At 71.8% G+C, this 11,694-nt stretch carries 10 protein-coding genes, 1 tRNA gene and 1 pseudogene; 6 read left to right on the top strand and 6 right to left on the bottom strand.

Annotated features, from left to right (window positions below; translation table 11 throughout):
- A pseudogene (locus tag HKK72_RS21245) lies at window positions 1–911 on the top strand (hypothetical protein); the annotation flags it as partial.
- A gap of 22 nt (window positions 912–933) precedes the next feature.
- Here the strand turns inward: HKK72_RS21245 and HKK72_RS21240 are convergent.
- Window positions 934–2,097, bottom strand: coding sequence for a phosphotransferase family protein (locus HKK72_RS21240; protein ID WP_187236149.1), 1,164 nt, complete (start codon window positions 2,095–2,097; stop codon window positions 934–936).
- A gap of 427 nt (window positions 2,098–2,524) precedes the next feature.
- Here HKK72_RS21240 and HKK72_RS21235 point away from each other — a divergent pair, with 427 nt between their 5' ends.
- Window positions 2,525–3,181: a hypothetical protein gene (locus HKK72_RS21235; protein ID WP_187236148.1), complete on the top strand. Its 657-nt coding sequence runs from the start codon at window positions 2,525–2,527 to the stop codon at window positions 3,179–3,181.
- On the opposite strand, the gene HKK72_RS21230 is transcribed toward HKK72_RS21235, so the two are convergent.
- The gene (locus HKK72_RS21230) at window positions 3,111–4,610 is read right to left on the bottom strand and encodes a PLP-dependent aminotransferase family protein (RefSeq protein WP_315987367.1); all 1,500 of its coding nucleotides are present in this window, start codon (window positions 4,608–4,610) and stop codon (window positions 3,111–3,113) included. The two genes, HKK72_RS21235 and HKK72_RS21230, sit on opposite strands and share 71 nt — an antisense overlap.
- A gap of 74 nt (window positions 4,611–4,684) precedes the next feature.
- Between HKK72_RS21230 and HKK72_RS21225 the strand changes: the two genes are divergently transcribed.
- The 4 genes from HKK72_RS21225 (at window position 4,685) to HKK72_RS21210 (ending at window position 7,216) form a co-directional block, all read left to right on the top strand.
- Window positions 4,685–5,353, top strand: coding sequence for a pyridoxamine 5'-phosphate oxidase family protein (locus tag HKK72_RS21225; RefSeq protein WP_187236147.1), 669 nt, complete (start codon window positions 4,685–4,687; stop codon window positions 5,351–5,353).
- Between the two features lie 35 nt (window positions 5,354–5,388).
- Window positions 5,389–6,426, top strand: coding sequence for a DUF2510 domain-containing protein (locus HKK72_RS40000; protein WP_222720954.1), 1,038 nt, complete (start codon window positions 5,389–5,391; stop codon window positions 6,424–6,426).
- Between the two features lie 39 nt (window positions 6,427–6,465).
- Window positions 6,466–7,077 carry an oligoribonuclease gene (orn, locus tag HKK72_RS21215; RefSeq protein WP_187236146.1) on the top strand — a complete coding sequence of 204 codons (612 nt, stop codon included), beginning with the start codon at window positions 6,466–6,468 and terminating at the stop codon, window positions 7,075–7,077.
- 63 nt (window positions 7,078–7,140) lie between these two features.
- Window positions 7,141–7,216 (top strand) — tRNA-His (locus tag HKK72_RS21210).
- 114 nt (window positions 7,217–7,330) lie between these two features.
- Here the strand turns inward: HKK72_RS21210 and HKK72_RS21205 are convergent.
- The 4 genes from HKK72_RS21205 to HKK72_RS21190 are packed head-to-tail and all read right to left on the bottom strand — an operon-like array spanning window position 7,331 to window position 11,678.
- On the bottom strand, window positions 7,331–8,101 hold the full coding sequence (locus tag HKK72_RS21205; protein ID WP_187236145.1) for an anti-sigma factor domain-containing protein: 771 nt from the start codon (window positions 8,099–8,101) through the stop codon (window positions 7,331–7,333).
- A complete protein-coding gene (locus HKK72_RS21200) occupies window positions 8,098–8,706 on the bottom strand; it encodes a sigma-70 family RNA polymerase sigma factor (protein ID WP_187236144.1) in 609 nt (202 codons plus the stop codon). The genes HKK72_RS21205 and HKK72_RS21200 overlap by 4 nt, the downstream gene beginning before the upstream one ends.
- A gap of 54 nt (window positions 8,707–8,760) precedes the next feature.
- Complete coding sequence (locus tag HKK72_RS21195) at window positions 8,761–10,338, bottom strand: High-affinity nickel-transporter (RefSeq protein ID WP_222720953.1); 1,578 nt, start codon at window positions 10,336–10,338, stop codon at window positions 8,761–8,763.
- Entirely contained in the window at window positions 10,335–11,678 is a 1,344-nt protein-coding gene (locus HKK72_RS21190; RefSeq protein ID WP_222720952.1) for a tetratricopeptide repeat protein, read from the bottom strand. Before HKK72_RS21190 ends, HKK72_RS21195 begins: the two co-directional genes overlap by 4 nt.
- Window positions 11,679–11,694 lie beyond the last annotated feature (16 nt).

The raw sequence follows: 11,694 nt of genomic DNA, 5'->3' as shown, positions 1-11,694 counted from the left end.
CGAGCGTGTCCGCCCTGGTGGTCAGCCGGGAATGGCCGCTGAGCCCCGGCGTGTGCCGCAAACTGATCAGGCACATCAGGACCTGTCCCACCTGTAGCGAGCGGCGCGACCAGCGTCACTCTGCGGCGCGCCTGATCCAGGTGCTACCAGTGGCGCTCATGCCCAGCGATCTGCCCGCGCGGGTGTTCACCACCGCGACCTCTCCCGGGCTCGCCGAGGAACGCGCGGACATCGCCGAGTGGGCCGAGCCGTTCGACCACCTCGGTTGGCCCGTACCGGTCGACGCCGCACCTCGTCGTGACACCCGGACCGGCGGCCGCACCGCCAGGCTCTGGCCGGCCGTCGCGGCGGCCGCCTGTGTCCTGCTCATGGTCGGGGCCGGCTTCATCTGGCTGCCGAGCTCGTCCAAGGAGAGCCCCCGCGGCGGCTCCTCGCCCGGAGCGGCGGCCGCACCCGACGTGAGCGACCCCGCCTCGGTCGAGCCGAGCGAACCGGAGAGCGAGTCCCCGGAGCCGACTCCGACCCCCACCACGACGTCTCCGACCCCCACGCCCACTACCTCGCGACCGACGCCCACACCCTCCAGGCGCCCCAGCTCACGCCCGACCACCAGGCGGCCGACGATCCAGCCTCGGCCCGGCACCATCACCGTCAGCGGCTGCAATGTCGACGAGGGCGAGCCCTGCCAGCTCACGATCACGGCTCAGGGCGGCAACGTGAACTGGTCGGTCACAGGGGCGAGCGGCGGGGTCGGCGCCTCGGGAGGCGGGCCGCTCAAGAACGGCCAGTCCACGACGATCACCGCGGTGACACCTTGCGAACCAGGCGACAGCGACGACCACTCCGGCAGCGTCACATTCTCCCCCGGCGGCGTGAGCGCCCCCGTGTCCTGGGACTGTGACCCCTTCTAGCGGCTCACCACGGGCTAGCGGCTCACCACGGAGAACGGGCGTCGAGGACGCGATGGGCCCGTTCGACGAGCACGGGCACCGAGTCGCCGATCTCCTCGAAGCCGTCCCCGACGGTCGCCTTCTGCAGGAACCGGGCATGGATGCCCTCGAGGATGACCGCGAGCTTGTACGAGGCGAACGCGACGTAGAAGTCCAGGTCGGTCAGGTCGAATCCGGTGAGCTCTGCATAGCGGTCGGTGAACTGGCGACGGGTCAGGAATCCTGGAGCGCTGGTGACGGTCGAGCCCACCGGGATCCGCAGCCGCTCCTCATCGCCCGCGTCGGCCCAGTAGACCAGCGTGAGCCCGAGGTCGGAGAGCGGGTCGCCGAGCGTCGACATCTCCCAGTCGACGATGGCGGCGATCTCGGTGCGCGGCGTGAGCCGGGTGAGCGCGTTGTCGAGCCGGAAGTCGCCGTGGACCAGGCCCGAGATGCCGTCGGCGGGCAACCGGGCGCCGAGCCGTTCGGCGAGCTGCTCGCATTCGGGCGATTCACGCGTCTTCGACCGCTCCCACTGCTGGCCCCAGCGGGTGAGCTGGCGAGCCAGGTAGCCGGCCGGGCGGCCGAAGTCCGACAGCCCCGCGTCCTCGATGTCGAGCAGGTGGATCGCGGCGAGCGCCTCGGCGAGCCGCTCGCTGAGCTCCCCGGCCTGCGCAGGCGACACGTCCACGGCGTCCTCGACGGTACGGAGCACCCGGCCTTCGACGTACTCCATGAGGTAGAACGGGGCGCCGATCACGCCCTCGTCAGCGCAGAACGCCAGCGGCCGGGGCACCGGCACGGCACCACGTGCCGACAGAGCCGACAGCACGCGGTGTTCCCGCCCCATGTCGTGCGCGGTGGGCAGCACATGACCGAGCGGCGGGCGGCGCAGGACGACGCTCCGCACCGCACCGCCGTGGTCCCCGAGGTTCCGGTCGGTCGTCCGGTGGGGGCCCGCCCTTCCATCGGCCCGACCGGTCCGGCCGTCGTCCGACCCGCCACCGGCCGCGAGGTCGATGCGGTAGGTCAGGTTCGACCGGCCCCCCGCTATCAGCTCCACCGCGCTGATCCGGCCCGCCTCCGGCAGCTCCTGGCGGAGCCAGTCCGCCAGTCGCGGGACATCAATGCCGGGCGGCCCGGCGGAAAGCTCAGCGTCAACCGTCATGACGCCCTATTAGAACGCGCTTCGGCTTTCGTGGCGAACCGTTCCCTGCTAGCAGAAAGTACCCGCGCATGGGGCCTTCCGGCCGGTTCCGGCCGACGGAACAAACCCGGTTCAGCCATGTGGAATGCGGATTGACCTGCACAAACGGAGTATAGAACGGCCCCGCTGGCGAAAACCGGCCCAAGGAAGACGGCGTCCGCAGGTGGAATCTGGGTTTGGACAGGGTACGCCTCAGCGGTCGACGAAGTATCAGAGTGGTATCTAAGACGACGGCATGGTCGATAAGTGTCGAAACCCGCTGGTAGTGCCGTACTGGACTGTCCGTCCGACTGGGCTACGAACGAGAACTAGACCAATTCGGGACATGACCTCGCCCGATTGGGGGGAACGTACCGTGGCCGAAGCGTGGCTGGCGGGAGCAAGACGGATGACGGCGAAGGCTGACGGCGGTGCCATGAAGGGAGGCGCTCCCCGCGCCGTCTGGTTCACCAGCGGGACGGATCCACGGATCGTCTCCGCGCGATCGGCGGCACAGAGCCTGGCACGGGAGTCCCGGGCGCCGCACCTGGTGTGGAACCCGTACGTGGGCGAGGTCGTCCAGCTGGTGCCGATGACCCGGGCGGGCGGGCTCCTCGACGAGCTCGTGGGCCGCGAAGGCCGTGTCTGCGTCCAGATCATGGTCGTCGGCAGCTCGCGGGACCCCTTCACGGACGGGCCGCTCAAGTCGCTCGACTCGATCATGTCCTGGCTGGACTCATGGGGAGTGGCGCGGCGCTGGCCGGCCGGGCCGCCGCTGCCCTCTCCGCAGGCCTACCACTCTCCGCGCAACCGCCGGAAGTGGGCGCAGGGCGGGCACTTCGGCTACTCCCAGGTGCCCGGCGCGGGCGGCCCGGATCCCGGTGGCATCGACATCCGCAAGATCACCGGCCCCGAGACGCCCGTAGCGGAGATCCCTCGCCCTCGGGTTCCGCCCGATGCCGGCGCGGGTGTGACACCCCTGATGGCGCGCAGGCTCACCCTGCCGGGAACGGCGGCCGGGCCGGCCGCAGGATCGACTCCCGAACCAGCGAGCAGCCGGTTCTGAGCGCCGAAAGACGCTCGGAGCCGTAGCCGATCACCAGACCGGACAGGCCGGCGGGCTCGGCGTAGTGGCGCTCCAACGGGTCCAGGCGCACGCCATGGCGGGCGGCGTCCCCGACCACCTGAGCGGCCACGTGCGCGGGCAGCTCGACCACCACGTGCAGCCCGGCGGTGTCGCCGCGCAGCACGAACCCGTCCAGCAGGTCGACGACCAGGGCCCGGCGGCGGGCGTACTCGGCCCGCATGCGGCGCACGTGCCGGTCGAGATCCCCGCGTTCCAGCAGGATGGCGACCGCCTCCTGCGGTACGACCGCCGTACGGTCGCCCAGTTGCTCCCTGCGGACGGCCATGCCCTCGATCAGCTCGGGCCTGGCCACGACCCACCCGACCCCCACGTCGCGCGTGAGGCTCTTGCTCGTGGTACCGAGATAGACCACCACGTCGGGATCGAGACCGTACAGGGCGGGCAGCGGCGCGACGTCGTAGCGGAACTCACTGTCGTAGTCGTCCTCCACGATGAGCGCACCGGTGCGGCGCGCCCACGCCAGCAGCGCCTGGCGTCGCGGCACGGGCAGGACGCCGCCGAGCGGGTACTGGTGGGACGGCGTCGTGTACACCAGCCGCAGGTCGCTCGGAAGGGCGTCGACGATCAGGCCGTGCTCGTCGACCGGGCACGGCACCACCTTCGCGCCGCGAGCGGCGAGCACCGACCGGGCGTCCGAGTAGCCCGGCTCCTCCACGCCCACGCGATCGCCCGGTCGCACCACCGTGGCGGCCAGCAGGTCGAGCCCGTTGGTCGCCCCCCGTGTCACGAGGACCCGCTCGGCCGGGCAGCCGATTCCCCGGCCGCGCCGCATATAGTTGGCGAGTTCGGCTCGGAGCCTCGGCAGTCCGTACGAACCGGGCCGGGTCACCGGAGGAACCGTCGCGGCCAGCCGCCAGGCCCGTCGCCACGCGGGGGTGTCGAGAGCCCCCGCCCACGGCGCCCCCGGCCGCAGATCGATCATCGGCGACACGACCCGCCCCTCGGCGGCCGGCCTGTCGGCGTGCGCATCGGCATGCCCGCCGCCCTCCACGCCGGCTCGTAGATCAGCGGGGACATCGGCCCGCACGTCGGCCTGTCCATCCGACCGGACATCGACGTGCGCGTCGACCTCTACATCGGCTCGCACGTCGGCGACGAAGGTGCCCGAACCGTGCCGCCCCTCCAGCCATCCTTCGGCGTAGAGCTGCTCGTACGCGGCGGTCACGACCGTACGACTCACCCCGAGCTCGCCCGCGAGCGCCCTGCTCGACGGCAGCCGCTCCCCCGCTCTCAGCCGGCCGTCACGCATGGCCGTACGGAGCTGACCGACCAGCTGAGCGCTCAGCGGCTCCACGGCGGCACGGTCGACGGCCAGCGGCAGCCCGGGCCGGGCACGTGCGATGTGCACGGACAAGTGGTCTTCCTCTTCTCGCGCTGAGTGGCCATTTCACCAGGTCCACTCGGCTCCTACCGTAAGGGGCCATGAACACCAGGGACCTTTCACCCACGGCCCGCACCCGCCTGGGCCGCGCACGCGATCGCGGCCGGCTCGACCGGAAGGATCTGTACGACGTCCTCGACGCCGGCATGATCTGCCACCTCGGCCTGGTGCTCGACGGATCACCGATGGTCGTTCCGACCGGATACGGCAGAGACGGCGACACCCTTTACGTCCACGGCTCCACCGGCGCGCAGAGCCTGCGCAGCGCGGCGACCGGCGAGATCTGTGTGACCGTCACGCACCTGGACGGCATCGTGCTCGCCCGTTCGATCTTCCACCACTCCGTGAACTACCGAAGCGCGATGATCTACACCGTCCCGCGCCCGGTCGTCGATCCGGATGAGAAGCTCATCGCGCTGCGGGCCATCTCGGAGCGGCTGGCTCCAGGACAGTGGGACGTCGTACGGAGGCCGAACCGGCGGGAGCTGTCGGCCACCGCCGTGCTCGCGCTGTCACTGGACGAGGCGTCGGTGAAGATGCGGCAGGCTCCCCCGTCCGACGACGAGGAGGATTACGAACTGGACGTCTGGGCCGGCGTGCTGCCCGTCCGGCAGGAGTTCGGCGATCCCGTTCCCGACCCCCGGCTGCGCGCCGGAATCGCGCTACCGGAACACATCCGGTACCGAGCCGATCACATCCCGCCCCGTTGACACCATTGTGACCTCATACGCGTACCCTCTCCTCCATGACCGGCCAAGTGCCCCCCGGCTGGTACCGCGACCCGTACGGCACGCCGGGACTTCAGCGGTACTGGGATGGCAGTCAATGGACTCAGGCGACACAGCCCACCGATGAGTGGGACGACGCCGCGTCACAGCAGACGCCTCCCGGACAGCCCCCTGAGGGTGCCGCGCAGCAGCCTCAGGCCTTCGGCCAGCAGGGCCAGTACGCCCAGCAGCCGCAGCAGGCCCAGCCCGAATGGGCGTCGCCGAGCGCCGGGCCGGGCTGGGGCGCCGCACCGCAGCAGCAGTACGGGTGGCAGCCCGCACCGGGCAAGCCACCCGAGCGCAACAACACCGGCCTGATCCTGGGGCTCGCCGGCGGCGGCTTCGTGGTGGTCGTCCTGCTCATCGCCGTGATACTGGTCGCCTCGCGGTCCGGCGGCGACCCCGACCCGACGACCAGCCCCACCACGGCCCTCACACCGGCCCCCTCCGCCACCACGCCCGTGCCCGGCGGGGGCACGTCCCCGACCGTCGGCCTGGTCTCCGACACTCAGGCCGGGCTGTCCTATCCCGAGCTCGGCGGCACCTGGGACCGCGCCACATCCGTCTCGTCGACCGACAGCCTCGGCAAGCTCGGCTTCACCCGCGGGGCGGTGGCCACCGTGCAGAGGGACTACAACGGCGCGAACAGCCGGTACGTCGCCTCGGTCTACTCCGGCGAACTCAACTCGACGGTGAGCACGAACGATCTGGAGAGCGCCGCCAAGAACCTGTTCAGGGCCGTCGAGCCCACGTCGTATCCACAGCCCAACACCAAGCTCGACCTCGACTCGAAGTCCTACAGTGTCAGCGGCAAGAACGCCTGGTACTACAAGGTCCAGCTGAGCTTCCCGCAGGCCCGGTCGAGGAACTGGAACTTCACCAAGGAGACCATCGTCATCGTGACGGTGGAGCGTGGTTCGGGCAAGCGGCCGGCCACCTTCTATGTGTCGATCCCCGACAGCCATGTGAACCAGGGCGATCTCGATCTGCTGCTGAGCTCGCTCAGGGCCCAGTAGGAGGCCGGCGAGCCGTTTTATGGCCTTAGGGTAAAGGGCATGAACGACCTGCTGGTCTGGATCGACTGTGAGATGACGGGACTCGATCTGCGCAACGACGCACTGATCGAGATCGCCGCGTTGGTGACGGACGGCGAGCTGAACATCCTCGACGAGGGCGTCGACGTCGTGATCAAGCCACCGGAGGAGTCCGTCGCCCAGATGTCCAAGGTGGTCCGCGACATGCACACCGCCTCGGGGCTGCTCAAGGCGCTGCCCGGCGGGGTCACCGTCGCCGAGGCCGAGGACCTGGTGCTGAGCTACATCCGCGGTCACGTGCCCGACCCCAAGAAGGCCCCCCTCTGCGGCAACTCGATCGCCACCGACCGGTCGTTCCTCGCCCGCGACATGACCGCTCTGGACGACCACCTGCACTACCGGATGGTCGACGTGTCGAGCATCAAGGAACTGGCCCGCCGGTGGTACCCGCGGGTCTACTTCGCCAGCCCGGACAAGAAGGGCGGCCACCGCGCCCTCGCCGACATCACCGAGAGCATCCGGGAGCTCCAGTACTACCGCGCCGCCCTGTTCGTGCCCATGCCCGGCCCTGACTCCGAGACCGCCCGCGCCGTCGCGGCGGACATCGTCGCAGCGGGCGATCGCTCCGGATAAGCGCTGGAGAAACTCCCCACTGGACCCGCTACACTGTTCAGGCCGGGTCGTGATCCGGCCATGGTGGGTGTAGCTCAGTTGGCAGAGCACCAGGTTGTGGTCCTGGGAGTCGGGGGTTCAAGTCCCCTCACTCACCCCATGCAGTGATCAAGGGTCCGGTCATCTCGCGATGATCGGACCCTTGATCGTTCTGCTCCGGCCCTCCCGGGCCGGGCCCCTGATCACGTCAACCCCCGATCGCGTCAACCCCCGATCACGTCAACCGGAGCGTCACGATCGGCTCGGTCGTGGGCTGGGGAGATCCGGTCGCCGGCTCGACGGTGATCCCCACCCGGTCGAACTCGCCCAGCCCGCCCGCCGCGACGGGAGCGGTACGGCCCGCGGCGTCCGGCCTGAGCAGCCCTGCCGGCACCACACCGTGGTCGCCGATCATCCACAGTGCGTACGCCCGGGACGCGGGCAGCCGGCCGAGCCCTTCGGTGGTGACCACCATCTGCCCGCGGGACCGGGACATCATGACGGTCGCCGTCCCGCCGCCGGTCACCGGGTCCTGCACCTTCTGGGCGTCCGGAGCCGAGATCACCGCCGCGACGGCGCGGTTGGCCGCCTCGATCTGCCGCAGCCGCTGCTCCGCCCGGTTCGCCTCGATGCCCTGGAAGAACGCCACCACCAGCGAGGCCGTCACGACGCCGGCCGCGAGCCCGGCGGTGAGGCGCAGCCGCCATCGCGGCCGGCGGACGCGCCACCCGGCCACCGCATGGCCCTCGCCCCGTGCCGGCTTGCCCGCCGGTACCGGGGCGAGCTGGCGGACCTCGCCGATCCGGGCGAGCACCGCCGTACGCAGCCCGGGAGGTGGCGACTCGGCCACGGCGGTACCGAGCCGTACGGCGGTGGCGTGCAGACCCCGCACCTCCGCCGCGCAGTCGGCGCACCGGTCCAGGTGGCTCTCGAAGAGCCTGCGTTCCTCGTCCGGCAGCGCGTTCAACGCGTAGGCCCCGGCAAGGGTGTGGAGATCGTCTCTCATCGCTCCACCCCCAGGCAGTCGCGCATCCGGATGAGCCCGTCGCGCATCCGGGTCTTGACGGTGCCGAGCGGCACGCTCAGCAGGCCGGCGACCTCACGATGGGTATACCCCCCGTAGTACGCCAGCGCGACCGACTCCCGTTGCAGATCGGTCAACCCGCCGAGGCAGCGCCGTACCCGCTCCCGTTCCAGCCGATTCTCCACGCTCTCGGCGACCTCGTCGTAGGGCACCTCGGCCGACCGCCGCGCGACCCGCTCCTCGCGCTCACCGGCGGCCTGTGCCGACCGTACGCGATCGACGGCCCGGCGGTGCGCCAAGGTCATGATCCACGCCATCGCCCCACCGCGCTCGGGATCGAAGCGCGCGGCCGTCCGCCAGACCTCGACGAGCACCTCCTGGGCCACCTCCTCGGACTGCGCCGGGTCGCGTACGACCCGGCGGACGAGGCCGTAGACCGATCCGGTCACCTCGTCGTACAGGCGCTCGAAGGCATCGGTGTCGCCGCGGGCGACCAGTCCGATCAGGTCCTCGAGGCCGCCTGACGCCGGTGGCGTGTCCGGCGGCGGGGTCTCGGGCGGCGGGTTGGTGCGAGCACGTCTCCACATCGTCTCTTGGTGTCCTCTGCACGGGGGGTGGCTGCTGGACTGGATCCGCGGTGATCAGCCGATCGCCGTCGGAAGGTTGCGCAGCGCGAGCCCGACGCCCAGCAGGACGACCAGGACCGCGGTGCCGACCGGAAGCGGTGAACGATCAAGGAGACCCTTGTGCGCGGTCAGCCGGCGGGCGAGGACCCGCCCGGAGCCCACCACGAGGAGCCCGATCAGAACGAGGGTAACGGCGAGTCCGGCTCCGTAGGAGAAAACCAGGACGACGCCGAACCACGCCTGGCCGAGGGCGGCGGCGCCGACCAGGACGAGCACCGCCGACGGGCTCGGCACGAGACCGCCCGCGAAGCCCATCAGCGCGGCCCCGGCCGGCCGGCGCTCGGCTCCGTCGGCCGGAGCAGGCCCGTGCCCGTGTGCGTGTGAATGCCCGTGCCCATGTCCGTGCCCGTGCCCGTGCCCATGCCCGTGTCCATGAGCGTGCTCGCGACGCCGGACTGCTCGCACCGCCCGGCGGAGCAGCGTCAGCCCGGCCACGGTCACCAGGACGCCACTGGCGATCCCGAGCCACGGATAGATCGAGGCGGGCGCCAGAGCCGATCCCGTCGCCACCATGAGGCCGAGCACCAGCACTCCGGCGGTGTGCGTCACCGTCACCGTCAGGCCCAGCGTGAGGACGTCGCGGCGGACCCGCCGCCCATGCCCGGCGGCATAGGCGGCCATGATCGTCTTGCCGTGCCCCGGCGCCAGGGCGTGCAGAGCACCCAGGACGAGTGCGATGAGCAGCGCGAGAGCGGCGAATCCGGGAGTGAGCCGGTGCTGTGCCACCAGGTCGGTGAACGCCCCGGTCAGCCGGTCTGCTCCCAGCGGCAGTGCGCCCGCCGGAGCGCCGGCGGCGCCCGCTCCCCTGTCGGCACCACCGCTCGTGCCAGTGCCAGTGCCGGTGCTCGGGGCATTGCCCGGGGCGTTGCCCGTGTCGGACAGCGGCGGACCGCCGGCCCTCACGCGCAGGTCGGCGCCGCGTTGATCGATCGGGGCCGACAGCAGGTCCGCCGGATAGCGGGTCAGCCGACCGCTGCGCGACGTCGGCGGCACGTCCGAGGCGGTCAGCGTCATCCGGTCGCCGCGTGCCGTTACCTCATGCCAGCCGACCGTCCCGGCGACGCTGTCGTCACGGAAGACGATCGACTTCCGGGCGTCGGCCATCACCTCGATCCGGCACTCGACGTGCAGGGTCGACAGCCCCGCCTGGCCCGGCCGCACCAGCACCGTGGAAGAGCGCGACATCGGCGTGACCCGGCGTCCGTCCACGGTGACCCGCATCGCGGCGGCGGCCGCCCCGCATCGCCGGGCCGCCCAGGCGGGCATCCCCTCGGCGTCGATCCGCGGCCGGGCCTGAGCGGTGGGAATCTCGGCGAGGTCCTGTACGTGATCGATGAGAACCCGGTCGGCCGTCACGACCAGCCCGTCATGGCTGTTCACCGAGAAGTTGCCGAGCGGGTGGCGCACCGGCGCGGCGCCGAGGACCTGAGCCCGGCCAGGGGCGGGAGCCGCGATGGCGGCAGGGGTCGCCGCGACCAGCGCGAGCATCACCCCCACGGCGATCGTGGCGACGGTGCCGAAGAGCCGGCTCATCTCAGAGCCTCCCGGGCCTTGGGCGCGTGCAGCTCGGAGAAGTGCGGGTTGAGCCGGAGCGCCCCGCTGAGGCTCCGGCGGGCCTCCGTGCGCTGACCGAGCGACTTCTCGATCATCCCCCGGTGATAGCGGAAGAGGGCGTTGCGATAGCCCGTACCGGTGGCCATGCGCGCGTAGCCGAGCGCCTCCCTGTCCCGCCCGTTCACATGCAGGGCCCACGCGAGCGCGTCGGCGACGTGCACGCTGCACCGCGTGGCCTCCCCGGGCCTGCCCGGCGACGCCGACCCGCACCGCCGTCGCCACTCGGCCCGTGCGGCCCGCAGCGCCTCGGCGCGGTCGCCGTGATCGGCCGACACCAGCGCCGTGTCCAGGTCGGTCACGACTCCCCCGGCCCGGGCCAGAGCGTCCCACGTGCCGACGAGGGCGTACTGCTCACGCGCCTTGCCGTTCTGCCCGCGCCTGTCGTACAGCTCCCCGAGCGCGACGACGTACGACGGCAGCGGGACCCGGCCGACCAGCGCGACCCGGTCGCCGATCGCCCCGTCGAGGTCGCCGCCTGCGGCCCGTGCGCGTGCCCGGCCGTCCATGGCCGGGACGTACGACGGGTCGGCGCGCAGCGCGGCGGCGTAGTGCGCCCCGGCCTTGCGGTGATCACCGCGGTTCCAGGCGAGCTCCCCGAGCTGCGTCGCCACGTAGGCGACGTCACCGGGGTCCGCGGCCGATCGCGCAGCGCGCTCCAGCACCTTGCGCGCGGCGTCGGGTCGCCCTCGCAGCTCCAGCACATAGGCGTACCGCGTGAAGATCGGCACCCCGGGTCGTAGCGAGTCGGCACGGCGGACGGCGGCGTAGGCCTCCTGATAACGCCCGAGCTCGACCAGGGCGTCGACGCGAACGGCGTGCGCGGGCAGGCCGTACGCGTCGATGGCGAGGGCCTGGTCGGCGAGGCGCAGCGCGGTGGTGAAATCGTGCCGGGCGGCGGCCAGGGCGGCCTTCCCGCTCAGCGCCGCCTCGTTGTGCTGGGGCCGCACCCTGAGCGAGCGTTCCAGCACGCCCTCGGCCTTCGGATAGTAGGACGGGTCCGCCGTCACCCGGGCCTGCTCGACATAGGCCAGGCCGAGGGCCGCCCACGCGGACGCGTCCCGCGGCTGAGCGCGCAGGTGCGCCTGAAGCCGGGTGACGCTCTGCCGCAGCGATCCACCCGGCACCTCGTCGAGACCGGCCGCCATGGCCGTGTCGGGCTCAGGGGCGGCCGAGAAGCGCCGGTCGAACATGACGGCGGAGGCCAGGGTGAGCCCCACGGCCAGACCGAGCGCCAGGGCACCGCTCAGGAGACGTCGCATGACACCCCTCACCGGG

Origin of the sequence: Actinomadura sp. HBU206391, from assembly GCF_014323665.1 — a bacterium.
Classification (GTDB): domain Bacteria; phylum Actinomycetota; class Actinomycetes; order Streptosporangiales; family Streptosporangiaceae; genus Actinomadura_C.
This window is presented reverse-complemented; position numbering and strand designations above follow the sequence as displayed.

Bases quoted from the DNA above. Each gene is read 5' to 3' on its own strand.
- HKK72_RS21240 (WP_187236149.1), bottom strand. From the start codon at position 2,097: ATGACGGTTGACGCTGAGCTTTCCGCCGGGCCGCCCGGCATTGATGTC.
- HKK72_RS21235 (WP_187236148.1), top strand. From the start codon at position 2,525: ATGACGGCGAAGGCTGACGGCGGTGCCATGAAGGGAGGCGCTCCCCGC.
- HKK72_RS21225 (WP_187236147.1), top strand. From the start codon at position 4,685: ATGAACACCAGGGACCTTTCACCCACGGCCCGCACCCGCCTGGGCCGC.
- HKK72_RS40000 (WP_222720954.1), top strand. From the start codon at position 5,389: ATGACCGGCCAAGTGCCCCCCGGCTGGTACCGCGACCCGTACGGCACG.
- orn (WP_187236146.1), top strand. From the start codon at position 6,466: ATGAACGACCTGCTGGTCTGGATCGACTGTGAGATGACGGGACTCGAT.
- HKK72_RS21205 (WP_187236145.1), bottom strand. From the start codon at position 8,101: ATGAGAGACGATCTCCACACCCTTGCCGGGGCCTACGCGTTGAACGCG.
- HKK72_RS21200 (WP_187236144.1), bottom strand. From the start codon at position 8,706: ATGTGGAGACGTGCTCGCACCAACCCGCCGCCCGAGACCCCGCCGCCG.
- HKK72_RS21195 (WP_222720953.1), bottom strand. From the start codon at position 10,338: ATGAGCCGGCTCTTCGGCACCGTCGCCACGATCGCCGTGGGGGTGATG.
- HKK72_RS21190 (WP_222720952.1), bottom strand. From the start codon at position 11,678: ATGCGACGTCTCCTGAGCGGTGCCCTGGCGCTCGGTCTGGCCGTGGGG.